The sequence below is a fragment of the Streptomyces sp. NPDC051567 genome (assembly GCF_044454165.1).
GTDB lineage: Bacteria > Actinomycetota > Actinomycetes > Streptomycetales > Streptomycetaceae > Streptomyces.
In genome coordinates, this window is the sequence record NZ_JBITDK010000021.1 from 6,899 (window position 1) to 31,987 (window position 25,089).

Here is a 25,089-nt window from a genome sequence, read left to right on the forward strand (position 1 = left end):
CGGGACCCCCCCCACACCCCCCCCCCCCCCCCCTCCTTCGGACACCGGGCGGGGGGGGCGGGGGGGGGCCCCGCGCGGGGGGGGGGGCCGGGGGGGGGGCCCCGCCCCCCCGCCGCACCGGCCGTGAGCGGTGAGGCTCCGGGTCAGGCGTCGACCTTCTCCATGACCTCGTCCGAGACGTCGAAGTTGGCGAAGACGTTCTGCACGTCGTCGCTGTCCTCCAGCGCGTCGATCAGCTTGAAGATCTTGCGCGCGCCCTCTTCGTCCAGTTCGACCTGCATGGTCGGGACGAAGTTGGAGTCGGCCGAGTCGTAGTCGATGCCGGCCTCCTGGAGCGCCGTGCGGACGGCGACCAGGTCGGTGGCCTCGCTGAGGATCTCGAAGCTGTCACCGAGGTCGTTGACCTCTTCCGCGCCCGCTTCGAGCACCGCGTCCAGGACGTCGTCCTCGGAGAGTTCGCCCTTGGGCAGCACGATGACGCCCTTGCGGTGGAACAGGTACGAGACCGAGCCCGGGTCGGCCATCGAGCCGCCGTTGCGGGTCATGGCGACCCGGACGTCGGACGCGGCGCGGTTGCGGTTGTCGGTGAGGCACTCGATGAGCACCGCGACGCCGTTCGGGCCGTACCCCTCATACATGATCGTCTCGTAGTCGGCGCCGCCGGCCTCAAGACCCGCTCCGCGCTTGAGCGCGGAGTCGATGTTCTTGTTGGGGACCGACTGCTTCTTGGCCTTCTGGACGGCGTCGAAGAGCGTCGGGTTGCCCTCCAGATCGGCGCCGCCGGTCCGGACCGCGACCTCGATGTTCTTGATCAGCTTCGCGAAGAGCTTGCCGCGCTTGGCATCGATCACGGCCTTCTTGTGCTTCGTCGTAGCCCATTTAGAGTGGCCGGACATCCGCCTGTCTCCTTCGCGTCAACCTTCAGTGTTCGTCGGGAATCCTACCGGGACCCCGTCACAGCCCCGCGCGCACCATGTCGACGAAGTACGCGTGTACGCGGTCGTCGCCGGTCAGCTCGGGGTGGAACGAGGTCGCGAGGACGTTTCCCTGGCGGACGGCGACCGTGTGGCCGTCGTACGTGGCGAGCACCTCGGCCGCGGCGCCGGTGGACTCGACCCACGGGGCGCGGATGAACACGCCCTCGACCGGGCCGCCCGGTATGCCCGCGAAGTCGATCCTCGCCTCGAAGGACTCGTTCTGACGGCCGAAGGCGTTGCGGCGGACGATCATGTCGATGCCGCCGAGGGTCTCCTGGTCGTCACGGCCGTCGAGCAGCTTGTCGGCCAGCATGATCATGCCGGCGCAGGTGCCGTAGACCGGCATGCCGGCCCGTACGCGGGCGCGCAGCGGCTCCAGCATGCCGAAGAGGACGGCGAGCTTGGACATGGTCGTGGACTCGCCGCCGGGGATGACCAGGGCGTCGACCCCGGCGAGTTCCTCGGGGCGCCGGACCGGCCTGGCCACGGCGTCCGCCGAGGCCAGGGCGATCAGGTGTTCCCGTACGTCGCCCTGCAGGGCGAGCACCCCGACAACGGGGGTGCCGGGGGTGCCGGGGGTGTTCGTCATGTCCGGGCTACCAGCCGCGGTTGGCGTAGCGCTCGGACTCGGGGAGGGTGTCGCAGTTGATGCCGACCATGGCTTCGCCCAGGTTGCGGGAGGCGTCCGCGATGATCTTCGGGTCGTCGTAGAAGGTGGTGGCCTTCACGATGGCCGCGGCGCGCTTGGCCGGGTCGCCCGACTTGAAGATGCCGGAGCCGACGAAGACGCCCTCGGCGCCGAGCTGGCGCATCAGGGCGGCGTCGGCGGGGGTGGCGACGCCACCGGCGGAGAAGAGCACGACCGGGAGCTTGCCCAGCTCGGCGACCTCCTTGACCAGCTCGTACGGGGCGCGCAGCTCCTTGGCGGCGGCGAACAGCTCGTTGTTGTCGTAGCCGCGCAGGCGGGCGATCTCGTTCTTGATCTGGCGCAGGTGGCGGACGGCCTCGACGACGTTGCCGGTGCCGGCCTCGCCCTTGGAGCGGATCATGGCCGCGCCCTCGGCGATGCGGCGCAGGGCCTCGCCCAGGTTGGTGGCGCCGCAGACGAAGGGGGTGGTGAAGGCCCACTTGTCGGAGTGGTTGACCTCGTCGGCCGGGGTCAGGACCTCGGACTCGTCGATGTAGTCGACGCCGAGGGACTGCAGGACCTGGGCCTCGACGAAGTGGCCGATGCGGGACTTGGCCATGACCGGGATCGAGACGGCCTCGATGATCTCTTCGATCATGTTCGGGTCGGACATGCGGGCGACCCCGCCGTCCTTGCGGATGTCGGCCGGGACCCGCTCCAGGGCCATGACGGCGACGGCGCCGGCGTCCTCGGCGATCTTCGCCTGCTCGGCGTTGACCACGTCCATGATCACGCCGCCCTTGAGCTGCTCGGCCATGCCCCGCTTGACGCGGGAGGTGCCGATCGCCGATTCGGCGGACTGCGCGGTGGTGGGAAGCGTGCTCACGGGATTGACCTCACTCGAAAGGAAGACACAGGTGGTACTGGGCCGAGGAAACCGCCGCCGACCGGTCCACCGCAAGGGCCAATGCCCAGCCGGTGGCTCCTTCCCGCGCCCCGTCGCGGTCCGCCTGCGGCTCACCCGTGGCCGGAAACCGGCCCCGGAGCGGTTATTTCCGGCCGCTTCCGCACCTGATCCACGCCTGATCCACTCCGGTCCCGCCCCGGCCCGGTCCACTTCCGGCCCCGGGCGGGCACGCGGGGCGGACCTGGCCGGACGGCCTTCCGGTCACAGCCCTAGACCGGCCGGTCGGCGAGGTCCGCCGGCGGCTCGTCGTCCATCTCGAACGCGAGGGGGAACGGGGCGTGCCCGGCCAGCCGGAACCAGCGCACCTTGCGGTGCCTGCGCAGGGCGCGGGCGGCCCGTACGGAGTCGTTGAGGAACCTGCGCGCCATGGGCACCCGGCGGACGGCCGCCGCGAGGTCCTCCGTGGCCTCCTTCCCGCCGGGGGCCGCCTTGACGGCCTCCACCTGGCCCACGTCGGCGAAGACCGCGCGCAGTGCCTGGCTGAGCTCGCTCTCGGCCACCTCGCGCTGCTCCTCCTCGGCCTGCCGGGCGGCGTGCGCGGCCTCGTACAGGACCAGGGAGGACGCGGGGTCGAGCACACCGGAGGTGGCCACCTCCAGCACCACGGAGGCCCGCCGCACGAGCTGCGCGTCGAGCGCGGCCCGCGCCGCGTCCATCCGCGTGTGCAGCCGGTCCAGCCGCCCGGCGGTCCAGCTCAGGTACACCCCGATGACGCCGAGCGCCAGGGCGGTCCAGACAAGGGTTTCGATCACGGGCGGCGACTCTACCGCCCGTGAGGACTCGAAGGGCGGGCCGGGACGACCCAGCGCGCCACGGCCTCCTCGACCTCCTGCGGCTCCGGTACATCCGGCGCGCCCACCGTCCAGTACGGGCGCGCCGCCTTGAGCTTGTCGGTGAGTTCCCGTGCGAGTAAGGCCCGTTCGCTTCCGTCCTCGGTACGCGCGATGCGCTGCCCCCAGCGGACCGTGTCGACGACCGCGGACTTCACCGCCTCGTAGGCGAGGTAGTGGTCAAGGCCGTCCCGCCATCCGGCCCGGCACTCGTCCGGTGCCGCCCGCTCCCAGCCCTCGGTGACCTCATGGCGCTCCTCCGGCGAGTAGGACATCTTGTGGAGATGGTCGGCCAGGTCGTAGACCGGGTCGCCCCACAGTGCGAGCTCCCAGTCCAGGAAGACCACGAGCCCCCCGTCGGTCAGCATCATGTTCTGCCGGTGGATGTCGGCGTGCAGCAGTCCGAACCTGCGTCCGGCCATGTTCCGTGCCCGCTCCCTGAGTGGGCCGCACGGGTCCTCGGGAACGCCCAGCGCCTCGTACAGGCCGTCGATGCCTTCACCGCCCCGGTGCCGGATCTCATGGACGAGCCCGGTCAGGCGGGCCGCGAACTCCGCTGTGTCACCGTCCTGAGGCCAGTCCGGGGGGAGTGCGGGCAGGGCGGACTCCGGTACGCGCAGCAGATCTCCGAAGAGCCCCTCCACGCCTTTCAGGACGGCGTCGGGCAGCCGGGTTCCGGCCGGGACGAGCCCGTCGACCCGGCGCCCCTCGACGAATCCGTGGATCTGGAAGTCCGGGTCCCTGCCGGCGTGCAGCAGGCGCGGGGCCGCGGTGACGTAGCCGCCGATGGCCGCGAGCACCTCGGCCTCCGGCCACAGGGCAAGGTCCATGACCTCGGCCCCGCCGGTACGCATACGGACGATCACCGGGCCGTCCGCCGTCTCCAGCCGGACGTTCCTGTTGTAGTGACCCGACTGGCCGGTATCCAGCCCGCGGGCCTTTTCGTAGAGAGTGGAAGCGTCCACGTCTAACCTTTCCACCAGGGGGTGAGGGCCGAGGTGACCTGCCCGGGGGTCAGGTCCGGTGGCAGGCCCCACACCCGGCGGGCGGCGTTGACCTTCTTCGACAGGCGCCCGACGAGAAACTCGCGTCCCGGCTGGGAGGCCGTCACGAGCTGTTTCGAGTAACGGACCGTGTCGACGATCGCCGACTTGATCTTCTCGTGCGCCATGTAGAGGTCGAGGTCGGCGGGCGGGCCGAAGGTCGACCCTTGCGGAAGTCTCTCCCGCCACTGCCGGAAGACCGCCGCACGCTGTTCATCCGGATAGTCCATTTTGTGGAAATGAATCCCGATCTCGTACATCGGGTCTCCCCACAACGCCAGCTCCCAGTCGAGGAACCACGTGGTGTCATCGGTGACGATCATGTTCTTGCGGTGGAGATCGGCATGGAGCACCGCGAACGGCCGGGCGGTGAGCGTGTCCCACAGCGGCCGGACCACGGCCAAGGGGTCGGCGGGGACACCGAGGCGGGCGAACGCCTCGTGGTACTCCTCGACATGTGCCGCGTGGACCCGCTGGGTGAGGTCGGCCAGCAGGTGCCCGAAGCCGCCGCTGTCACCCGGAGCCGGCCAGTGCCCCGGCAGGGCCGGAATCTTCTCCTGGGGGATTCGCGTCAGCTGCTCCATCAGCGTGACCACGTCGTCCAGCACGTGCCGGGGAACGGCGGAACCCCGTGGGAAGAAGCTGTCCAGCACCCGCCCCTCGATGAAGTGGTGGACCTGGAAACGGGGCGCCTCACAGACATGGCGCAACTGCGGTGCCCGGACGACATAAGGACGGATGCAGGTGAGTACGTCCTCCTCCCGCCACAGCCGGACGTCCATGGTGTCCGCCGCCGTGAGCGGGATACGCACGTTGACCTTGCCTTCGGGCGTCGGCACCCCCACATTGCGGTTGTAGTACCCGGCAGCTGCCTCGTCCGATCCCACGGCCCGTTCGTAGAGTTCCCGCCACATCACGAGGTCACCTCGATGAACATCGACAGGACGGCCTCCGTACGCCGTCGTAGGTCTTCCGCCTCGCCCAGCGGCCGTACGGCCGGCCGGGCGCGGCCGGCCATCGCGGTCAGCTCCGGATGGGTCAGGCCGGTGCGCTCGGCCGCGCGGTGGATGGCCACGATCAGCGAAGGATAGACCTGGCAGATCTCGAACTCCCGAGCCGCGTGCAGCAGCAGTTCCCGTGCTGTCCCGCGATCCCCGCGCCGAAGGAGCAGGAAGGCACGGAACATGTCGGCACGGGCCCGGCCCGACCGGTAGCCGGCCCGGTCGAGCGCGGTGTTGGCGTTGCCGAACGAGAGGACCGCCCTGTCGAGCAGGCCGAGCCGCGTCTGTGCGATGGCCATCGCGGTGTACACCTTGCCGATCTCGTGCTGGGCGCCGAGGTCCCGCTGGATCTCCAGGGCCGCGCCCGCTTCGGCCACTGCCGCTCCGGGGTCTGTGAAGGCCAGGAGCTCGGCGCGGTTCGTCCGGATGTTGGCGAGCCCGATGGCGGCTCCCACCGCGTGGTACTCCGCCTCCGCTTCCTCCAGCAGCTCCTCGGCCCGGCTGAAGTCCATCAGGAACCGGTACCCCAGATGCATCAGGCGTTTCAGGTCCCCCCGGATGACCCCTTCGCCGGGCGCACAGATCCCCTGGACCTCCTCGGCAAGCGCGAACGCCCCGGCGAAGTCGCCCTGCCACATCCTGATGTCCGCGACGCAGAAACCGGCGGAGGCCCTGGCCTCGCCGTCGTGGCCTTCCCAGACCCGTTCGAAGATCCTCGCGGCCAGGCTGCTCTCCCCCGCGATCCTGCGCGCGTTCGCTCCGGCCAGTGCCAGCCTGGCGGAGACGAGCGACCGGACCGGTGTCTCCAGCACGGGAGTCAGCGCTATCGCCCCGCCCGCGTCACCCAGTTCGAGTTTGGACTCGGCTTCGAGGCAGTCCGCGGCGTCCCGGATGCCTGCGGGCACCGGGGCCGCCGGGCGGACTCCGGCCGACGGGCCCAGGCGGTCCCTCAGGTCCTTGACCATCCCGTCGACCGCCTGACGACTGCTCATGCCAAGAGCCCGGTCGGCGTGCCTGAGGATCTCTTCGGGCGACAGGTTCTCCCCGTGAATCCCGTGGTAGACCGCCTCGCGCAGAGGGGAGGACCTGGGTACGCCGGAATTCTCCGCCCCCGTCCCCATCCGGTCGGCCAGGTCCTCCCAGTGCTGCCGCAGCACGGCGTGCACATGACGCTTCACCCTGTCGGAGAGGTGGTGCTGCAGGGCAGCGATCATCAGCTGGTGCAGCCGGTACCAGCCCTGGGGCAGTGGGTAAGCGAAGGAGTAGGCGGTGAGCGACTCCCAGGTCAGCACATTCGTGGGAAGGTCGAAACTGCGGCCCACCGCGCGGAACACCTCCAGGTCGAAGGTCCTCGCGACGCTGAGAAGTTCGAGAATCCTGACCTCGTCCGGCGCTACGTGCTGGAGGAACCGCTGGACGATCTCCTCCGAGGTCGCCGCCTCCTCCACCGGTACAGGATTCTGCAAGTGGGTGTCCACGGCCAGGTGGAGGTAGAACGGAACCCCCGCACTGGCCTCGGCGATCGACCGCTGCCTCGGGATCTCCACGATCCCCGCCTGGGCGAGCAGGTCCAGCCGGGCCGCCATGGGCAGGCCGCCGACCCTCGCCTTGCGGATCACACTCGCCCAGTCCCGGTCGTACGCCGCCCAGGGCACCGCCTCGCGACTGGCCAGTACGGTCAGGCCGCCGTGCAGCTGGCCCAGCAGATCGCGCAGCCAGGCATCGGAGGCGAAGCTCCGGCCGCCCGGCAGAGGGGTGGGCACCATGGCCTCGTAGGCGTCCACGAAGAGCACGTACGGGCGTTCCTCGGCCGACTGGCGCATCTCCTCGGCGAACAGGTAGGTGACGGCGTGACCCAGCTCGGCGTTGGACAGGCTGTCGAGTTCCCTTAGTGTCGGGTCCTCCTCGATCCGGCGCCGACGCTGGCGGTTGGCCACCGCACGTCCGGTGATCCGCACCAGTCCGGCCGCGGTCCCGAACACCGGCAGGCCCATGGCCTCGTCCAGGATCTTCGACAGTACCTCGCTCTCCTCGGCGAACGGGGTGTTCCCCCGGTCCATCTGGAGCTGGGGGTGCACCCGCTGCCAGAGAACCGCGTAGGCGATGTCGAAACGGTCGAATCTCACGTCCTGGGCGCCGTACTCCGTGCGCAGCACGGCCAGAGCGTCCTCCTGTTGCCGGAGCACCGGAAGTTGCAGGTCCAGCCGGGCGGTACGGGAGGTGTCGGAGGTGCGACCACGTAGTTCCTGGAGGAGACGTGACTTGCCGATCCCCCCGATGCCGACCACGTTGAGAATCCGCGGCCCGTCGGACATGGACGCCAGTTCCTCGTCGTACATGTCGAGCAGGTCTTCACGGTTGAAGAACTGCCTCTGTAACGCGGAAACACGTCGATAACGCGGCCTGATGGACATACGACTCCCCCCGATGGCCCGGCACTTGCGAAGCGAGGTTACCCAAGCCGCCGGGCCCCTGCCCGTGGTTGCCCCACCTCGTCAGGACGCGTCGCGGGAGAGGCCCAGGCGGGTGCGGAGGGAGACGCGTTCGTCCGTGGCGACCGCCGCCGCGCCGTCCGTGACCGTTTCGTAGACGGCCAGGATGTCCGCGCCCACCGTCGACCAGTCGAAGCGGCGCACGTGCGCGAGGCCACGGGTGCTCAGGCCGGCGCGGCGGGCGGGGTCGCGCAGGAGGGTGACGGCCGCCGTGGCCAGCGCGTCGGCGTCCTCGTTGGCGAAGAGGTCGCCCGCCCTGCCCCGGTCCAGGACCTGGGCGAAGGCGTCCAGGTCGGAGGCGAGTACCGGCGCGCCCGCCGACAGGGCCTCGACCAGGATGATCCCGAAGCTCTCGCCGCCCGTGTTGGGGGCGACGTACACGTCCACGCTGCGCAGCAGCCGTGCCTTGTCCTCGTCCGAGACCATGCCGAGGAACTCCACCCGGGAGCGCAGGGCGGCGGGCAGCGAGGCGACCGCCTCCTCCTCGTCGCCGCGGCCCGCCACCAGCAGCCGGGCCTGCGGGCACTCCTCGGCGATCCGGGGGAAGGCCGCCATCAGCACGGGCAGGCCCTTGCGCGGCTCGTCGATGCGGCCGATGAAGCCCAGGGTCTGCCCGGACCACTGCGCCTTCGGTTCGGCGGAGGCGAAGAAGTCCACGTCGACCCCGTTGGGGATCACGACCGCGTCCCCGCCCAGGTGCTCCACCAGGGTGCGGCGGGCGTACTCGCTGACCGCGATGCGCGCGCTGATCTTCTCCAGCGCCGGCTGGAGGATCGGGTACGCCGCGATCATCGCCCGCGAGCGCGGGTTCGAGGTGTGGAAGGTCGCCACGATCGGCCCCTGCGCCGCCCAGCAGGAGAGCAGCCCCAGCGAGGGTGAGGCGGGCTCGTGGATGTGGATGACGTCGAAGGTGCCCTCGTGCAGCCAGCGCCGTACCCGGGCCGCCGACAGGAAGCCGAAGTTCAGCCGGGCGACCGACCCGTTGTACGGCACCGGCACCGCCCGGCCGGCCGGGACCACGTAGGGCGGCAGCGGGGTCTCGTCGTCCGCCGGGGCCAGGACCGACACCTGGTGGCCGAGGCGGATCAGGTGTTCCGCCAGGTCCCGGATGTGGAACTGGACGCCCCCGGGCACGTCCCACGAGTACGGGCACACGATGCCGATCTTCACTACGGGCGCTCCTCCAGGTCGTCCAGCCAGAGCCGCTGGAGCATGTGCCAGTCCTCGGGGTGCGCGGCGATGCCCTGGGCGAAGGCGTCGGCCACCGCCTGGGTCATGGCCTTGGTCTTCTCGGTCCGGGTCCCGCTGCCGGGCACCTCCACCGCGGGGTGGATGCGGCCGTACATCTTCGGCGGCGACCCGTAGTGCAGGGTCGCCGGGAGGAGGACCGCGCCCGTCTGCTGGGCCAGCAGCGCGGGCCCGGCCGGCATGCGCGCCGCCGAGCCGAAGAAGTCCACCTCGACCCCGGAGGCCGACAGGTCGCGGTCGGCGACCAGGCAGACCAGCCCGCCCGCGCGGAGCCGGCGGGCGAGGGTGCCGAAGGCGGCGCCGCCGTTGTGCGGCAGCACCTCCATGCCCAGGCTCTCCCGGTAGGCCACGAAGCGGTCGTAGAGGGTCTCGGGCTTGAGCCGCTCGGCGACGGTGGTGAACGGGACGCCGATGTGGCCGACGGCCCAGGCCCCGGCGAGGTCCCAGTTGGCCAGGTGGGGCAGGGCGACGATGACCCCGCGTCCGGAGGCGAGGGCCTCGCGCAGCAGGTGTTCGTCCTGGAACTCGACGTCCGTGCCGAACCGCCGCGGGTCCATGGTGGGCAGCCGGAAGGATTCCATCCAGTACCGCAGGTAGGAGCGCATGCCCGCCCGTGACAGCTCGCGCAGCCGGTCGGGGCCGGCGTCCGGCACCACCCGGGCGAGGTTGGACTCCAGCCGCAGCACGCTCTTGCCGCGCCGCTTCCAGGCCGTGTCGGCGATCCGGCGGCCGAGGGCCGCGGCGGCGGGCTCGGGGAGCTTCTTGACCCCGGCCCAGCCGAGCCCGTAGAGGCCGTCGACCAGTCTGTCGCGTGCCGCGCCCATCAGGCCGCTCCCCCTTCGGCCGCCGCGGAGGCGGCGTCGGCCTCCGCGGACTCACGGCGTACGGTGACCACCCGCTGGACCAGGGTGACCAGCGAGCCCGCGGCCACGGCCCAGAGCGCGACCGGCAGCAGCACCCCGGTCCAGGAGGGCGCCCCGAAGGTCTGGAGTCCGGAGAGACCGGCCGCGACCAGCGAGATCACCAGCCGTTCGGCGCGTTCCACGAGCCCGTTGACGGCCACCGGCAGCCCGATCGACTCGCCGCGCGCCTTGGTGTAGGAGACCACCTGGCCGCTGGCCAGGCAGAAGATCGCCACCGCGCACAGCGCGTTGTCGTTGCCCGAGCCCGCGTACCAGAGGGCGAGGCCGCCGAAGATCGCCGCGTCCGCCACCCGGTCGAGGGTGGAGTCGAGGAAGGCGCCCCACCGGCTGGAGAGGCCGGCCTGGCGGGCCATGTTCCCGTCCACCAGGTCGGAGAAGACGAAGAGGGTGATGGTGATGGTGCCCCAGAAGAACTCCCCCTGGGGGAAGAAGACCAGCGCTCCCGCCACCACTCCGGCCGTGCCGATCAGGGTGACCGCGTCCGGGCTCACCCCCCGCCGGAGCAGAAAAGCGGCGAATGGCGTGAGAACACGCGTGAAGAATGCACGCGCGTACTTGTTCAGCATGGCCTTCCCGGAGGGTCGCTGGGCCGCACGGCCACCACGGCCACCGGCTGGCCCATCGTAGCCAGCGCACCGCCCCGCCGACGCCGCACACCCACCGGCGCGGTCCGGGTAAGACGTACGTCACCTCGTGGAACGGCCCTGGTGCGGGGCGGACGCCACGGATGGACGCGGTGCGGCGCCGGTGCAAAGCTCGAAGGACCCGTTCCGCTCGGCCGGGCCCCGCGACCGGGAGGTGCCAGCATCATGGGAGCCACATCACACCGGTCCGGGGCCGCCGGCCGGGCGCCGGTGGCCGACGGGCCCGCGTCCGTACGGAACGTCGCGCTGGTCGGCCACAGCGGTTCCGGCAAGACCACCCTGGTCGAGGCGCTGGCGCTGGCCGCCGGGGCGGTCCCCCGGGCGGGCCGGGTCGAGGACGGCTCGACCGTCTCCGACCACGACGGGGCCGAGCACCGCCGCGGGGGTTCCGTCCAGCTCTCCCTCGTCCCCCTGTCCTGGGACGGGATCAAGGTCAATCTGCTGGACACGCCCGGGTACGCCGACTTCGTCGGCGAGCTGAGGGCCGGGCTGCGCGCGGCGGACGCGGCGCTCTTCGTCGTCGCGGCCTCGGACGGGATCGACGGGCCCACCCGGGCGGTGTGGGACGAGTGCGCGGCCGTCGGGATGCCGCGTGCCGTCGTCGTCACCCATCTGGAGGCCGCCCGGGCGGACTACGCGCGGACGGCCGACGTCTGCGGGGAGGTCTTCGGCGGGGAGGACCCGAACGCCGTCGTCCCGCTCCACCTGCCCCGGTACGGGCCCGCGGGTCCGGACGGCCACGCCCCCGTCACCGGGCTCCTGGGCCTGCTCTCCGGGCGGGTCCACGACTATTCCTCCGGGGAGCGCGTGGAGCGCGACGCGGACCCCGCCGAGCGGGAGACCGTCGCCCGCGCCCGGGCCCGTCTGATCGAGGCGGTCATCGCGGGCAGCGAGGACGAGGGGCTCATGGAGCGCTACCTCGGCGGCGCGGACATCGACGCCGGGACCCTCGTCGGGGATCTGGAGCGCGCCGTCGCCCGGGGCGCCCTGCATCCCGTCCTGATGGCCGCGCCGGCCGTCGGGGACTCCCGGCAGGGGCTCGGGACCGTGGAACTCCTCGAACTGGTCACCCGCGGCTTCCCCTCCCCGCTCGAACGGCCGCCCGTCGCCGTCACCGCTCCCGACGGCGCCGCCCGGCCCGCCCTGGTGTGCGACCCGGACGGGCCCCTCGTCGCGGAGGTGGTCAGGACCTCCTCGGACCCGTACGTGGGCCGGGTCTGTCTCGTCCGGGTCTTCTCCGGCACCCTGCGGCCCGAGCGGCCCGTCCACGTCTGCGGCCACGGCCGGAGCGGGTGGGAGGGGCCGGGGGAAGGGCCCGGGGAAGGGTCCGGGGAGGAGTCGCACGAGGCCGACGAACGGGCCGGGGCCCTGAGCTTCCCCTTCGGCGGGCAGCAGCGCCCGGCCGACCGGTGTGCGGCCGGTGACCTCGTCTGCGTGGCGCGGCTCGCCGGGGCGGGTACCGGGGACACCCTCTCCGACCCGCGGGACCCGCTCCTGATGGAGCCCTGGCCGCTGCCGGACCCGTTGCTGCCGCTCGCCGTCGAGGCGCACGGCACGGCGGACGAGGACAAGCTCTCCCAGGGCCTGGCCCGGCTCGCCGCCGAGGACCCCACACTGCGGCTGGAGCTGAACCCGCAGACGCACCAGGTCGTCCTGTGGTGTCTGGGCGAGGCCCATCAGGAGGTGGCCCTGGAGCGGCTGCGCACCCGGCACGGCGTCCGGGTCGACGCCGTGCCGTACCGGGTGAGCCTGCGGGAGACCTTCGGGGCCCGGGCCACCGGGAGGGGCCGGCACGTCAAGCAGTCCGGCGGGCACGGCCAGTTCGCGGTCTGCGAGATCGAGGTCGAGCCGCTCCCGCCCGGCAGCGGCGTCGAGTTCGTGGACGAGGTCGTCGGCGGCGCGGTGCCCCGCCCGTTCGTCGCCTCCGTCGAGAAGGGCGTCCGCGCGCAGGCCGCCCGCGGGACCGGCTCGGGCCATCCGCTGGTCGACGTACGGGTCACCCTGGTCGACGGCAAGGCGCACCCGGTGGACTCCTGCGACGCCGCCTTCCAGACCGCCGGGGCCCTGGCCCTGCGCGAGGCCGCCGCCGGGGCCCGGGTCCATCTCCTCGAACCGGTCGCCGAAGTGGCCGTCGTGGTCCCCGAGGAGTACGTGGGCCCCGTGATGAGCGATCTCGCGGGGCGGCGGGGCCGGGTCACCGGGAGCGAGCCGGCGGGCCCGGGGCTCAGCCGGGTCCGCGCCGAGGTCCCCGAGTCGGAGATCGGCCGCTACGCCGTCGAGCTGCGGTCCGTCTCGCACGGCACGGGCCGGTTCGGCCGGGCGTACCTGCGTCACGAGCCCGTACCTCCGCCGATCGTGGATAGATGGCGCGAACAAGGGCATAAGGGAAGCTGATTGACATAGTCATACGGGAACCGCCCTCCCGACCTGCTTGCGGTGGGCGGCATTTACCTGTCCCATGACCATGAGGACCCGGCCGCCGATAGGCTCGTCGGCGCGCCGGAGGAGTACCGGGGCACAGCGATGGGGGCAGCGGTGGCGGACGACGGATTCGATTTCAGGCCGGGGGCGCAGGTCCCGCTCCCGGGCGGCGGCGGCCAGACGGCGGCGACCAACGCCCTCGCCTCCGCCGCGTACCGTGACGGCAAGGCGACCCAGATCCTCGACGCGAACAACGACCACCACGCCGCCCAGGTCACGCCCGGGAAGCTCTCCCTCTTCGAGCCCGACTTCGGCGAGGCGTTCTGCCGCGCCGTCGAGGCCCGCACCCTCGCCCCCGGCCGCAAGCCGCTCATCCACTCCTTCGGCGCCGATCCGCAGACCGTCGTCGAGCACTCCCTGTCCGCGTCCCGCATCCGCAAGGAGCGCGACCGCCGGCTCCGCGTGATCATGCTGGTCTGCGGGGTGCTCTTCCTGCCCGGTCTGCTGCTGTGGCTGGGGCTCTTCCAGCTCCGCAAGACCCTGGCCTCCGGCGACGGCAAGCGCGCCTCCTGGATGGGCACCGCGCTGCTGGTCGGCGTCGCCGCCGTGGTGGCGGTGCTGATGTTCCGGCTGCCGTTCACCGGTTTCCCCGGCCTCTACGCACGCGCGATGATCATCGCCCCGGTGGTGGGCTGGTTCCTCGCCCGCCGGATCTGCGAGTCCACCGCCGCCGATCTGCGCGCCCGCTGGGACGGGCTGCTGGCCGGTGACGGCATACCGGCCAAGATCCCGGACGCGGTGCCCGGCAACCCCGACGAGAAGGCCCGCGAGGACCTCCGCCACCAGCTTGCCAAGCTCACCGCGGAGAGCCGCAGCAACTCGGCCTTCTACGCGGGCACCAAGGGCATCCTCGGCATGGGCACCCGCTGGGGCAGCTGGCAGATGGCCGAGGAGCTCGCCCCGAAGAACGAGGGGGCCGAGATCCACCCCTTCCGCAGCTGGGACGTGATACGGGCGATCGACACCCAGTTGCGGAAGCTGGAGCGCGGCCCCCTGCACACCGGCGGTTTCCCGCCCGCCTCCGTCCAGCACTGGATCGTCACCCCGGTCGGGGAGGGCGCCTCGGAGGTGTCCCGCCCCTCCGGCGAGAACACCGACACCTTCCTCGTCAAGCCGCACGAGGTCACCCGGATCTGCAACGAGCAGCAGTTCAGCGCGGGCAACCGGCACTACCTCGGCATCCAGTACCCGCTCTGGGACGGCCAGCTGGTCATCACCATGCTGGTCACCGTCACCGTGCTCTACAAGACCCTGCGCGTCGACGTCACCGCGCACGCCCTGGGCCCCGTGCACGGTCTCTTCACCACCAAGTCCTCGCGCAGGACGGTCTCGTCGGCCAAGGCGCTCCGCTTCTGGGAGACCACCTCGCGCAACCTGCCCCTGGTCGACGCCCAGGAGGTGGTGCGCCTCGCCGTGCGGGCCCCGCTGACCTGGTACCCGCCGGTCCTCGACTTCCTCGGCGGCAAACTGGTGCTGCCCGAGCCCTTCGGTCTGCGGCACGTCTGGGCGGGCTCGATGTGGCGCCACCGCTTCATGGCGGACGACGCCCTGCGCACGGTGGCCCCGGTGCTGCGCTCGGTCCACGCCGCCGCGATGAAGGTCCTGGAGGAGAACGGCTGCGACACCGAGCGTTTCGTCAACCGCTCCATGATCGTGAGCGGCGCGGTCCAGGAGCCCGCGCCGCGCAAGGCGGACGCCTACGACGCCTGACCGGCCGCCCTCCGGCGCCCGGCCGGACCGGCCGGGCGCCGGAGGGCGGCCAGGGCCGGGGTGGCCCGTGGGCCGGGCACAGGGGATCGGACGTCGGGTCAGTCCGTGGGCCAGGCGTCGGCGAGCATCTTCCGGGTGTCGGCGAGGAGCTGGGGCAGTACGCGCGTGTGCCCGACGATCGGCATGAAGTTCGTGTCCCCGCCCCAGCGGGGCACGATGTGCTGGTGCAGGTGGGCGGCGATCCCCGCGCCGGCGGCCTCGCCCTGGTTCATGCCGATGTTGAAGCCGTGCGCCCCGGACGCCTTGCGCAGGGCGGTCATGGCCCGCTGGGTGAGATCGGCGAGCTCGGCCGTCTCGGTGGGGTCCAGGTCCGTGTAGTCGGCGACGTGCCGGTACGGGACGACCATCAGGTGGCCACCGTTGTAGGGGTAGAGGTTCAGCACGGCGTACACGTGCTCGCCCCGGGCCACGATCAGCCCGTCCTGGTCGGACAGCTCCGGAATCCCGCAGAAGGGACAGCCGTCCCCGGCCTCCGGACCGGTCGGCTTGTTCTCCCCCTGGATGTAGGCCATCCGGTGGGGCGTCCACAGACGCTGGAACGCGTCCTGCGTGCCCACACCGATCTGCTGCTCCGGCTCAGTCGTCATGGCATGCAGCATATGACCTTGCCCGCGTGGACGCGGAAGGCCCCCGGAAAGTGATCACTTTCCGGGGGCCGCACCGCTGTGACCTGCCGCGGGTCAGACCTGGACGCGGTCGGCGACGACCTTGGCCAGCTTGGCCAGCGCCTTGTCCTTCGCGATGCCGTTCTCCTGCGAACCGTCGCGGTAGCGGAAGGAGACCGTGCCCGCGGCCATGTCCTCGTCACCGACGATGATCATGAACGGGACCTTGAGCTTCTGGTGGTTGCGGATCTTCTTCTGCATCCGGTCGGAGGAGGCGTCCACCTCGACCCGCAGGCCCTGCTTCTTCGCCTCGGCGGCGAACTCCTGGAGGTACTCCACGTGCCCGTCGCCGATCGGGATGCCGACCGCCTGGACCGGGGCCAGCCACGGCGGCATGGCGCCCGCGTAGTGCTCCAGCAGCACCGCGAAGAACCGCTCGATGGAACCGAACAGCGCACGGTGGATCATGACCGGGCGCTGGCGGGAGCCGTCCGGGCCGGTGTACTCCAGGTTGAAGCGCTCCGGCAGGTTGAAGTCGAGCTGCACCGTCGACATCTGCCAGGTGCGGCCGATGGCGTCCCGGCACTGGACCGAGATCTTCGGGCCGTAGAACGCGGCGCCGCCCGGGTCCGGGACCAGCGGGAGGCCCTGCTTCTCGGCGACCGACTGCAGGACGGCGGTGGCCTCCTCCCAGACCTCGTCCGAGCCGACGAACTTCTCCGGGTCCTTGGTCGACAGCTCCAGGTAGAAGTCGGTCAGACCGTAGTCGCGGAGCAGGTTCAGCACGAAGGTCAGGGTGCGGTCGAGTTCCTCCGCCATCTGCTCCTTGGTGCAGTAGATGTGCGCGTCGTCCTGGGTGAAGCCGCGCGAGCGGGTCAGCCCGTGCACGACACCGGACTTCTCGTACCGGTACACGGTGCCGAACTCGAAGAGGCGCAGCGGCAGTTCGCGGTAGGAACGGCCGCGCGCGTCGAAGATCAGGTTGTGCATCGGACAGTTCATGGGCTTGAGGTAGTAGTCGGTACCACCGTCGAGCTGCATGGGGGGGTACATGCCCTCCGCGTACCAGTCCAGGTGGCCGCTCTTCTCGAAGAGCGCGCCCTTGGTGGCGTGCGGGGTGTAGACGAACTCGTACCCCTCCTCCTCGTGCCGCTTGCGCGAGTAGTCCTCCATGGTGCGGCGGATGACGCCGCCCCGCGGGTGGAAGACGGCCAGGCCGGAGCCGATCTCGTCCTGGACGGAGAACAGGTCCAGCTCGGTGCCGAGCTTGCGGTGGTCGCGCTTCTCCGCCTCGGCGAGGAAGTCGAGGTGGGCCTTGAGCTCGTCCTTGGACGGCCAGGCGGTGCCGTAGATGCGCTGGAGCATCGGGTTCTTCTCGCTGCCGCGCCAGTAGGCGGCGGCGTTGCGCATCAGCTTGAACGCCGGGATGTTGCGGGTGGTGGGCAGGTGGGGACCGCGGCAGAGGTCCTTCCAGCACAGCTCGCCGGTCTTCGCGTCCAGGTTGTCGTAGATGGTCAGCTCGGCGCCGCCCACCTCGACGTCGGCGCCGTCGTCGGTCGACGCGGCGCCCTTGATGCCGATGAGCTCCAGCTTGTACGGCTCGTCGGCGAGCTCCTCGCGGGCCGCCTCGTCGGTGACCACGCGGCGGGAGAACCGCTGCCCGCGCTTCTGGATCTCCTGCATCTTCTTCTCGACGGCCTTGAGGTCCTCGGGAGTGAAGGGGCGGGCGACGTCGAAGTCGTAGTAGAAGCCGTCCCGGACCGGCGGGCCGATCCCCAGCTTGGCCTCGGGGAACAGCTCCTGCACGGCCTGGGCCATGACGTGGGCGGCCGAGTGGCGCAGGATGTTCAGGCCGTCCTCGGAGGAGATCTCCACCGGCTCGACGCTCTCGCCGTCCTTCACCTCGTACGCGAGGTCCTTCAGTTCCCCGGCGACACGGGCGGCGACGACGGTGCGCTCGCCGGCGAAGAGCTCCGCCGCCGTAGTGCCCGTGGCCACCACGCGCTCGTCCCGCTCGGAATCGCGTTGGATGATCACACGGACGTCTGACACCGGTCTCTCCTGACTCAGGGGGTGCGCGAGCGAACACTGCGCGCCTGAATCGTACCGAGCCCGGCGGCCCCGCCGCTCAACGGTTACGGCCCGCGGGCCCCGGTGCTGTGACCGGAGAGGTTTGCCGGTGGGCCCGCGGCGTCCGGTGCGGCGCCTCGCAAGGCGGAGGGGCGCCCGTAGTACTGGACATACTCGGGCGCCCCGACAACACCGCGAGGTACCGTGCCGGGCGTCGCGGGCCGGTGAACCTTTCCGGTCACCGCACCAGCCGGCTGGCGTGGCCCCCGATGACCCCCGCGCGAGGAGACCCGATGCCGAGCACGCCCCCCGTCCGCCTCCGGGAACTGGACCTGGCCGACGACGCCACCGCGCTCGCCGTGCACAGGATCGGGCGGGCCTCGTACGCGGTGGAGGCGGAGCTGATCGGCTTCGACGGCATCCCCGCCCTGCGCGAGAGCCTCGACCGGCTGCGGCAGCGGCCACTGCGCTGGCTCGGGGCGCTCGCCGGGGACGGGGCGCTCGCCGGGTTCGCGGCCTGGGAGGAGGAGGCCGACGGCGGTGTCCGCCTCGACCGGCTGTGCGTGGACCCGTCCTGGTTCCGGCGCGGGGTGGCCTCGCTGCTCCTCGGCCACCTGCTGTCCGAGGCGGCGCCCCACCGCACGGTGACGGTGACCACGGGAGCGGCGAACGCGCCCGCCGTGACCCTGTACGAGCGGCTGGGCTTCGTCCGGGGCGCGGACTTCTCCCCGGCCCCGGGTCTGCGGATGGCCTCCTTCACCCGGACGCCCACCCGCGCCCCCGCCGGGTGAGCGCCGGGTGAGCGCCCGGCCGTCAGTCGCCCGGGGTGTCCGGGGCCTGCGGGGGCAGGGCGTCCGCCGGGTCGAAGGCGTCGTCCAGCGCCTTCATCAGCCGGTCGCGCTCGACCTCGTCCAGCGGGACCGGCCGCACGTCCGAGACCTCCGTCAGCCGCCGGAACCCGCCCCGGCGCTGGAGCCGGCCGCCGATCCGCACCGGCAGCCCCGCCAGGTGCGCGTGGCCCGCCACCCGGTACGCCTCCTCGTCCAGCGCGGCCCGGACGTACGGGACCTCCGCCCCGGCCAGGACCCGCAGCCGGACCGCTCCCCCGCCTCCCGGGGCCGAGCGGCGCATCCGGACCACCGCGCCCGTGATCCGGACCCGTACGGCCGGCTCGTCCCGGGTGTAGCGGGCCGCCGCCTCCCGGAGCGCCGGCAGGTCCCCCGGCGAGAACTCCACCGGCTCCGGCCGGGCAGCGCACCCCGCCGGGGCCCCGGCCGCCGGGGCCCAGGCCAGCGCGATCCGGGCCCCTTCCGACCCCCGGACCAGGGCGATCAGCGCGTCGGCGAGTTCCCGGCCGACGCCCGCCTCCACGGCCGCGCCGAACACCTCCGGGGAGCCGGTGGCCCGCTGGTAGTCCACCGCCTCCCGGGCGGCGGCCAGGGCCTGGTGGAGCCGCGTCGCGACGGACCGCCCCCCGGCTACCGGGAGGTACGCGGTGAGCCGCCGGCCCCCGGGCGCCGGCCCCACCAGGACCCCGTCCAGCGCCCGTTCGGCCTGTGCGCGGTGGCGTGCCCCGTGGTAGCCGACCCGCGCCCGTTCGGCCAGCGCCCCGGCCAGCAGCAGTTGCCGGGCGGCCGAGCGCAGTTGTTCCTGCACGTTCCAGTCGGCCTCGCCCCGGAGCGCGTACGGCCCCTCCGGGACCTCCCGGTCCCAGCGGATCTCGTCGCTGGGCACGCTGAGCCCGTAGAGCACCTCCCGGGCGGACGGCAGGGCGCTGCGCGCGAGGGCCGTCAGCGCCTCCTCCAGCAGGTCGGCGCAGTCGGGGAAGGCGCGGTTCTCGGGGACGAGGAGGCTGGTCCCGGCGGGGCCGGGCGGTGTCCAGCGGCCGTACCGTCCGGCGGCCCCGCCGCGGCGCAGCCAGCCGTGCCGGTGCAGCAGCGCGCCGAGCACGGCCGGGTCGACCCGCGCGGGGTCGGGCGTCGCGGGGTCCGGGAACCGGGTGCGGTCGGGGGGCGGCAGCGGTTCGAGGTGGGGTGAGTTCCGGTGCATCAGGGTGTCCCTCCCGACCCGACCCGGGTCATGATCTCGCACAGCGCCCGGTCGTCGAAGATCCGTGCGGTCGGAATCCGTACGGTGGTGCGGTGCCGGCCGGTCACGGGGTGTCCGGCGAGGTTGGTCCAGTAGCAGCAGTGCCGCAGGCCGAGCAGGTCGGGCCCGGCGGCCAGCCACTGGTCGCGCTCCCTCGGGACGAGCATCACCACGAGGATCTTGTGGACGGCGACCGGTGTGCGGGCCAGTTTCACCAGGTGCGCGTTGTCGAGGATGAAGGGGAAGGTGGGCCCGGCCGGTCCGGGGGGTATCTGGGTGGTGGCCTTCAGCTGCACCTTGACCGTGATCTCGTCGTCGACGAGGTGTTCGGGCGCGCCGTGGCTGACGTGCCAGTCGATGCCGTTGTCCGGGAAGGGCTGGGAGAGCGAGCAGCCGGCCGCGGCGACGACGGCGTGCAGGTATCCCACCTGAAGGGTCTCCATGCAGGCGGTGGTGGCGAGTGTGCCGCGCAGCGGCCCGGTGCGCGTGTCGCCCGGCGCGGCGGTACGCGGCCCGGTCCGCCCCGCCGGCACCCCGCCCGGTGCGGGCTGTGCGAGCGCCATGGCCGGCTCCCCCTGCCTTGCGGGCTCTGCCGTCGGTGGTGTGCGGAAGGTGGTGTACGGGAGGTGGTGTACGGGAGGTGGTGCGCGAGGTGGTGTCCGGGAAGGCTGACGGCCGGTCATCCGCGCGGGCCCCCGGGTGAGTTGTCTCCGCAGCCGGGGGTCCGCAAACGGCGTACGGGGCAAACGGTCCGGGTATCACCGATAACGGGCAGGGGTGACGTGTTCGGGGTGCGCCCGTCTGCCGACCGGGGACGAGGAGTTCGCCATGACACGGTGGTACGAGGGCCCGCTGGCCGCTTTCGACACGGAGACGACCGGGGTGGACGTGGAGCAGGACCGCATCGTGTCCGCCGCGCTGATCGTGCAGGAGTGTGCGGGCGGCCGGGTCCGTTCGACGCGCTGGCTGGTCAATCCGGGGATTCCGGTGCCCGCGGGGGCCACGGAGGTGCACGGCCTGACCGACGACCACCTCCAGCGCAACGGGCGCTGGCCGGCGCCGGTGGTGGAGGAGATAGCCCGCGCGCTCGGGGAGCAGCGGATGGCGGGCCGTCCGGTGGTGGTGATGAACGCGCCGTTCGATCTGACGCTGCTGGACCGGGAGTTGCGCCGCCACCGGGCGTCCTCGCTGTCGCGGTACCTGGACGACCGGCCGCTGACGGTGCTGGACCCGCGGGTGCTGGACAAGCACCTGGACCGGTACCGCAAGGGCCGCCGGACGCTGACGGACCTGTGCGCGCACTACGGGATAGAGCTGGAGGCCGCGCACGACGCGGCGGCGGACGCGCTGGCCTCGCTGGAGCTCGTCCGGGCGGTGGGGCGCCGGTTCGCGGGGCGGCTGGAGCGGCTGACCCCGGCCGAGCTGCACACGCTCCAGCAGGTGTGGCACGCGGCCCAGGCGCGCGGGCTGCAGGCGTGGTTCGCGCGGCAGGGGACGCCGGAGCCGGTCGATCCGCACTGGCCGCTGCGCCCGGACCTGACGGAGGCGGCGTAGCGCGGGCGGTCCGCTCCCCCACGCGCACGGCCCGCGCGCACCGCCCGTGCGGGGAACGCGGCGCGGGGCGCCCGGAGATGCGGAAGGCCGGTCCGTCTGTGACGGACCGGCCTGTCCCGGTGGGCGATACTGGGATCGAACCAGTGACCCCTTCGGTGTGAACGAAGTGCTCTCCCGCTGAGCTAATCGCCCGGGAACGAAATGAACCATACAGGGGGCACGGGGTCTGGTTCAAACCGCTTCCCCCGGGGCCTTCCACGGGCCCCCGCCCCGGCCCGCGCGGCCCCGCCGGGAGCGTCGGGTTGCGGGGGAACGCCAGAGGCCCGGAGACGGTGAAGTCTCCGGGCCTCTGGTCCGGGTGGGCGATACTGGGTTCGAACCAGTGACCCCTTCGGTGTGAACGAAGTGCTCTCCCACTGAGCTAATCGCCCGGACGCACCGCAAACATTACCGCATGTCAGCGGTGGTTCCACACCACCTCCGGCCGCCCCGGGCACGGGCCCGCGCCGGCCGTCGGCCGGTCACTGGTCCTTGATCGCCCAGGGCAGGACCAGCCCGTACTTCCACAGGTAGAAGCCGCACAGCGCGCCCGCGATGACCAGCCCGGTCGCGGTCAGGATGATGTTGCGGCGCCGGACCTTGGGATCGAGCGCCTTCTGCGCCGCCTCGGCCACCTTCCGCCTGGTCCAGCGGAGCACGACCTGGGCCCAGGCGAACTCGGTGCCCCAGATGAACAGGCCCGCGAAGATCGCGACCCAGCCCGGTCCGGGCAGGACGAGCATGGCGACACCGGCGGCGACCACCGCCAGGCCGACGACGAAGACGCCGACCTGCCAGCTCAGGTGCAGGGTCCGGCGGGCCTGGACGAAGGCGGGTGCCTTCGAGACGTACGGCTTCTCTTCCGCGGCCTCCGCGGCGGGCCCGCCGACGGGCTCACCGAGGGTTTCACCGGCTGTGGACTCATGGGTAACGCGGTCACTCCCCGTATTCATGGCGACGAATCTACCGGAGCGGGGAGCACACGTGAATGGTGGTTTGAATCCGCCGTCCGAGGGACCCAGAGAGCCACAAAACGGTCAGAGGGGTTTACAACGGCACCGTAGGTGGCATGTCGATTTCGCCGACGTGCGAATCCCCGAGCGCACACTGAGCGAAAGGCCCTGGCGCTTATGAACACCACGGTCAGCTGCGAGCTGCACCTGCGCCTCGTTGTGTCGAGCGAGTCCTCACTGCCTGTTCCCGCGGGCCTGCGGTATGACACGGCCGATCCCTACGCCGTGCACGCCACCTTCCACACCGGCGCCGAGGAAACGGTCGAATGGGTGTTTGCCCGCGATCTCCTCGCCGAGGGTCTCCACCGGCCCACCGGTACCGGCGACGTCCGCGTCTGGCCGTCCCGCAGCCACGGCCAGGGCGTCGTCTGCATCGCCCTGAGCTCACCGGAGGGAGAAGCGCTGCTCGAAGCACCCGCCCGAGCACTCGAATCGTTCCTCAAGCGGACGGACGCCGCGGTTCCGCCCGGGACCGAGCACCGGCACTTCGACCTCGACAAGGAGCTCTCCCACATCCTGGCCGAATCCTGAGCCAGGCCCCAGGCCGCCCGGCACCGTCCGACTCGGGGCGACGGTGCGGGCCGGGCCGACCCGTACGGCCGTACCGGCGCTGTTCCCGCGGAAGCCGTCCGCGAGGACAGCGCCGGTGTGCTGCGCGGGGGACCCGCTAGAGTCGGCGACCAGCGGCGGCACCGACCGGTCGCCGCAGGCCCGGCCCCCAGGGAGCGACCCCGTGCAGATCCCCCACGACACCCGTCGCGCGCTCGACGTCGTCGTCGCGCTGGTGAACACCGCGGCCGAACCGGACCAGCCGGACGGACTGGCGGACATCGGCGCCCTGCGCGGCTTCGTCCACGAGCACGCGATCAGCGACGTCGGCGAGCTCGGCGCCCGTGACCTGGCCGGGGTCAGGACGGTACGGGCCACCTTCGCCCAGGTCTTCGCGGCGCCGAACGCCCGGGTGGCGGCCTCGCTGGTCAACGACCTGGTGGCGACGGCGGGCACCACGCCGCAGCTGACCGACCACGACGGCTACCACTGGCACGTCCACTACTTCGCGCCGGGCGCCTCGGTCGGTGACCACCTGGCGGCGGACGGCGGGATGGCGCTGGCCTTCATCGTGGTCTCCGGCGAACAGGAACGGCTGCGCCGCTGCGAGGCCCCGGACTGCCGGCGGGCCTTCGTGGACCTGTCCCGCAACCGCTCGCGGCGCTACTGCTCCAGCCGCACCTGCGGGAACCGGCTGCACGTGGCGGCGTACCGGGCCCGGCGCAAGGAAGCCGGCGCAGGGGCGTCAGAGCAGGAAGAGGTCGTGCACCGAAGCGAGCAGCAGCAGGGTGCCGATCACCCCTAGGAAGATCATCAGAGGCGGCTGTGAGAGCGCGAAGAGGCAGCCTCGCGGTTCCTCGGCGACGGGTACGGGTCGGGGTACGGGTACGGGGGCCTGTGCGGGAACCGTCGGCTCCCCTTGCGATGTGTCGAGCATGTCGGGCCGATGATGGCCCAGCGCGCCGCCGCGGTCGGCCGAACACGCCAGTATTCACGCGGCAGTTCGCCCGATCTCGTCAGATCAGGTGATTTCCGGGCGGAAACCCCTCAGAGGCCGTGCTTCTTCAGGATGGCCTCGATGTCGGAGAAATCGTCCGCGGGAGCGGACGCGCCGCCGCGGCCCGCGGCGGGGGTCCCGGCGACGGGCGAGGGGGCGGAGACGGCCGGGGCGACGGCCTCCCGGGCCGCACGCCCCTTGGCCGCGCGGGGCCCCTTCGCCGGCTTCCCGCCCCTGGCCAGGCCACGGCGTTCGACGGCGCGGGTGGTGAGCAGGAGCAGCCAGGCCAGGCCCAGCACACCGAACCCGGCCCAGACCGCCGGGTCGAGGACCATCCGGGACGCCCACGCCACGGCGCCCGTCAGCACCAGGCCGGCCGGCACCAGCGCGTACGCGGCGATCCGCGCGGCGGTCAGGAACCGCTTGCGGTAGGCGGTCAGCGCGGCGACACCCAGCCCCGCCACGGACACAGCGGAACATATGGTCTCGGCAAGCATGCGGGCCTCCAGGTCCAGGGGTCTGTCCCTCTCCATCCTGCACCGCCCGCCACCCCCCGGGCCACGCCCGCACCGGGGACCGCGATGATCTCCGGGAGATCTCCGGGTCCGGCCTCCTCCCCAGGTCCCGGTCGGCCGCACGGGGCTGGGAGACTGTCCGTATGACCGATTCCGTGATCCTCGACGTCTGGTACGACCTCCAGTGCCCGGACTGCCACCGCTCCCTGGACGACGTACGCGCCCTGCGGGCCCGCTACGGCGATCGGCTGGACATCCGGCTGCGCCACTTCCCGCTGGAGAAGCACAAGCACGCCTTCGCCGCGGCGCAGGCCGCCGAGGAGGCCGCGGAACAGGGGCAGGGGTGGCCGTACACGGAGGCCCTGCTGACCCGCACCGCGGAGCTGGGCAAGCGCGGCGAGGCGGCCCTCGTGGACGCGGCGCGTGAACTCGGCCTGGACGCGGAGGAGTTCGACACCGCGCTGATCGACGGCCGGCACATCCTGATCGTCGACGCCGACCAGGCCGAGGGCAAGGCGATCGGCGTCACCGGCACCCCGACGTACGTGATCGGCGGCGAGCGCCTCGACGGCGGCAAGAGCCAGGAGGGCCTGCGCGCCCGGATCGAGGAGATCGCCGACCGCCTGCTGGCCGGGTGACACCCGCCGCCGGGGAC

Annotated in this window: 24 protein-coding genes and 2 tRNA genes; 7 read left to right on the top strand and 19 right to left on the bottom strand. The window is 72.3% G+C overall.

Annotated features, from left to right (window positions below; all coding sequences use genetic code 11):
- Positions 1-143: 143 nt before the first annotated feature.
- From ACIA5F_RS21810 to pgsA, 10 genes are all read right to left on the bottom strand, one after another.
- Positions 144-896, bottom strand: coding sequence for a YebC/PmpR family DNA-binding transcriptional regulator (locus ACIA5F_RS21810; protein WP_399355418.1), 753 nt, complete (start codon positions 894-896; stop codon positions 144-146).
- 58 nt (positions 897-954) lie between these two features.
- Complete coding sequence (gene pdxT, locus ACIA5F_RS21815) at positions 955-1,566, bottom strand: pyridoxal 5'-phosphate synthase glutaminase subunit PdxT (protein WP_399355419.1); 612 nt, start codon at positions 1,564-1,566, stop codon at positions 955-957.
- Between the two features lie 7 nt (positions 1,567-1,573).
- Entirely contained in the window at positions 1,574-2,491 is a 918-nt protein-coding gene (gene pdxS, locus ACIA5F_RS21820) for a pyridoxal 5'-phosphate synthase lyase subunit PdxS (protein WP_328971283.1), read from the bottom strand.
- A gap of 290 nt (positions 2,492-2,781) precedes the next feature.
- Positions 2,782-3,324 carry a hypothetical protein gene (locus ACIA5F_RS21825; RefSeq protein ID WP_399355421.1) on the bottom strand — a complete coding sequence of 181 codons (543 nt, stop codon included), beginning with the start codon at positions 3,322-3,324 and terminating at the stop codon, positions 2,782-2,784.
- A gap of 11 nt (positions 3,325-3,335) precedes the next feature.
- On the bottom strand, positions 3,336-4,367 hold the full coding sequence (locus ACIA5F_RS21830) for an aminoglycoside phosphotransferase family protein (RefSeq protein WP_399355423.1): 1,032 nt from the start codon (positions 4,365-4,367) through the stop codon (positions 3,336-3,338).
- A 2-nt stretch (positions 4,368-4,369) separates the two neighbouring features.
- Positions 4,370-5,359: a phosphotransferase family protein gene (locus tag ACIA5F_RS21835; RefSeq protein WP_399355425.1), complete on the bottom strand. Its 990-nt coding sequence runs from the start codon at positions 5,357-5,359 to the stop codon at positions 4,370-4,372.
- Positions 5,359-7,860: a hypothetical protein gene (locus tag ACIA5F_RS21840; RefSeq protein ID WP_399355427.1), complete on the bottom strand. Its 2,502-nt coding sequence runs from the start codon at positions 7,858-7,860 to the stop codon at positions 5,359-5,361. Before ACIA5F_RS21840 ends, ACIA5F_RS21835 begins: the two co-directional genes overlap by 1 nt.
- Before the next feature lie 81 nt (positions 7,861-7,941).
- Positions 7,942-9,108, bottom strand: a complete 1,167-nt coding sequence (locus ACIA5F_RS21845; RefSeq protein ID WP_399355429.1) for a glycosyltransferase family 4 protein — start codon at positions 9,106-9,108, stop codon at positions 7,942-7,944.
- Positions 9,108-10,010 (bottom strand): phosphatidylinositol mannoside acyltransferase, encoded by a 903-nt coding sequence (locus ACIA5F_RS21850; protein WP_399355431.1) that lies wholly within the window; start codon positions 10,008-10,010, stop codon positions 9,108-9,110. Before ACIA5F_RS21850 ends, ACIA5F_RS21845 begins: the two co-directional genes overlap by 1 nt.
- On the bottom strand, positions 10,010-10,675 hold the full coding sequence (pgsA, locus tag ACIA5F_RS21855; RefSeq protein ID WP_399355433.1) for a phosphatidylinositol phosphate synthase: 666 nt from the start codon (positions 10,673-10,675) through the stop codon (positions 10,010-10,012). The genes ACIA5F_RS21850 and pgsA overlap by 1 nt, the downstream gene beginning before the upstream one ends.
- A 243-nt stretch (positions 10,676-10,918) precedes the next feature.
- On the opposite strand from pgsA, the gene ACIA5F_RS21860 reads away from it, so the two are divergent.
- Together ACIA5F_RS21860 and ACIA5F_RS21865 are read left to right on the top strand one after the other, a co-directional pair.
- Positions 10,919-13,147: an elongation factor G-like protein EF-G2 gene (locus ACIA5F_RS21860; protein ID WP_399355435.1), complete on the top strand. Its 2,229-nt coding sequence runs from the start codon at positions 10,919-10,921 to the stop codon at positions 13,145-13,147.
- Positions 13,148-13,288: 141 nt separating this feature from the next.
- Positions 13,289-14,944: a hypothetical protein gene (locus ACIA5F_RS21865; protein WP_399355437.1), complete on the top strand. Its 1,656-nt coding sequence runs from the start codon at positions 13,289-13,291 to the stop codon at positions 14,942-14,944.
- A gap of 98 nt (positions 14,945-15,042) precedes the next feature.
- Here the strand turns inward: ACIA5F_RS21865 and ACIA5F_RS21870 are convergent, their stop codons facing one another.
- Both ACIA5F_RS21870 and thrS read right to left on the bottom strand, forming a co-directional pair.
- Positions 15,043-15,603, bottom strand: coding sequence for an HIT family protein (locus tag ACIA5F_RS21870; RefSeq protein WP_399355439.1), 561 nt, complete (start codon positions 15,601-15,603; stop codon positions 15,043-15,045).
- Positions 15,604-15,684: 81 nt separating this feature from the next.
- A complete protein-coding gene (gene thrS / locus ACIA5F_RS21875; protein ID WP_399355441.1) occupies positions 15,685-17,661 on the bottom strand; it encodes a threonine--tRNA ligase in 1,977 nt (658 codons plus the stop codon).
- Between the two features lie 311 nt (positions 17,662-17,972).
- Here thrS and ACIA5F_RS21880 point away from each other — a divergent pair, with 311 nt between their 5' ends.
- Positions 17,973-18,470 carry a GNAT family N-acetyltransferase gene (locus ACIA5F_RS21880; RefSeq protein WP_399355443.1) on the top strand — a complete coding sequence of 166 codons (498 nt, stop codon included), beginning with the start codon at positions 17,973-17,975 and terminating at the stop codon, positions 18,468-18,470.
- A gap of 22 nt (positions 18,471-18,492) precedes the next feature.
- Here the strand turns inward: ACIA5F_RS21880 and ACIA5F_RS21885 are convergent, their stop codons facing one another.
- Both ACIA5F_RS21885 and ACIA5F_RS21890 read right to left on the bottom strand, forming a co-directional pair.
- Positions 18,493-19,728, bottom strand: coding sequence for a hypothetical protein (locus ACIA5F_RS21885; RefSeq protein WP_399355445.1), 1,236 nt, complete (start codon positions 19,726-19,728; stop codon positions 18,493-18,495).
- Positions 19,728-20,330, bottom strand: coding sequence for a DUF4365 domain-containing protein (locus ACIA5F_RS21890; protein WP_399355447.1), 603 nt, complete (start codon positions 20,328-20,330; stop codon positions 19,728-19,730). The genes ACIA5F_RS21885 and ACIA5F_RS21890 overlap by 1 nt, the downstream gene beginning before the upstream one ends.
- A 265-nt stretch (positions 20,331-20,595) precedes the next feature.
- Between ACIA5F_RS21890 and ACIA5F_RS21895 the strand changes: the two genes are divergently transcribed.
- A complete protein-coding gene (locus ACIA5F_RS21895; protein WP_399355449.1) occupies positions 20,596-21,321 on the top strand; it encodes a 3'-5' exonuclease in 726 nt (241 codons plus the stop codon).
- A gap of 120 nt (positions 21,322-21,441) precedes the next feature.
- On the opposite strand, the gene ACIA5F_RS21900 is transcribed toward ACIA5F_RS21895, so the two are convergent.
- From ACIA5F_RS21900 to ACIA5F_RS21910, 3 genes are all read right to left on the bottom strand, one after another.
- Positions 21,442-21,513, bottom strand: a tRNA-Val gene (locus ACIA5F_RS21900).
- Between the two features lie 167 nt (positions 21,514-21,680).
- Positions 21,681-21,752, bottom strand: a tRNA-Val gene (locus ACIA5F_RS21905).
- A gap of 90 nt (positions 21,753-21,842) precedes the next feature.
- Positions 21,843-22,313 (bottom strand): TIGR02611 family protein, encoded by a 471-nt coding sequence (locus ACIA5F_RS21910; RefSeq protein WP_399355451.1) that lies wholly within the window; start codon positions 22,311-22,313, stop codon positions 21,843-21,845.
- A 177-nt stretch (positions 22,314-22,490) separates the two neighbouring features.
- Between ACIA5F_RS21910 and ACIA5F_RS21915 the strand changes: the two genes are divergently transcribed.
- Complete coding sequence (locus ACIA5F_RS21915; protein ID WP_030011909.1) at positions 22,491-22,904, top strand: SsgA family sporulation/cell division regulator; 414 nt, start codon at positions 22,491-22,493, stop codon at positions 22,902-22,904.
- Between the two features lie 202 nt (positions 22,905-23,106).
- A complete protein-coding gene (locus ACIA5F_RS21920) occupies positions 23,107-23,727 on the top strand; it encodes a CGNR zinc finger domain-containing protein (RefSeq protein WP_399355453.1) in 621 nt (206 codons plus the stop codon).
- On the opposite strand, the gene ACIA5F_RS21925 is transcribed toward ACIA5F_RS21920, so the two are convergent.
- Positions 23,668-23,859, bottom strand: coding sequence for a hypothetical protein (locus tag ACIA5F_RS21925; RefSeq protein ID WP_399355455.1), 192 nt, complete (start codon positions 23,857-23,859; stop codon positions 23,668-23,670). The two genes, ACIA5F_RS21920 and ACIA5F_RS21925, sit on opposite strands and share 60 nt — an antisense overlap.
- 110 nt (positions 23,860-23,969) lie before the next feature.
- On the bottom strand, positions 23,970-24,416 hold the full coding sequence (locus tag ACIA5F_RS21930) for a hypothetical protein (protein WP_399355457.1): 447 nt from the start codon (positions 24,414-24,416) through the stop codon (positions 23,970-23,972).
- A gap of 161 nt (positions 24,417-24,577) precedes the next feature.
- Between ACIA5F_RS21930 and ACIA5F_RS21935 the strand changes: the two genes are divergently transcribed.
- Positions 24,578-25,072 carry a DsbA family protein gene (locus ACIA5F_RS21935; protein ID WP_399355459.1) on the top strand — a complete coding sequence of 165 codons (495 nt, stop codon included), beginning with the start codon at positions 24,578-24,580 and terminating at the stop codon, positions 25,070-25,072.
- Positions 25,073-25,089: the final 17 nt, after the last annotated feature.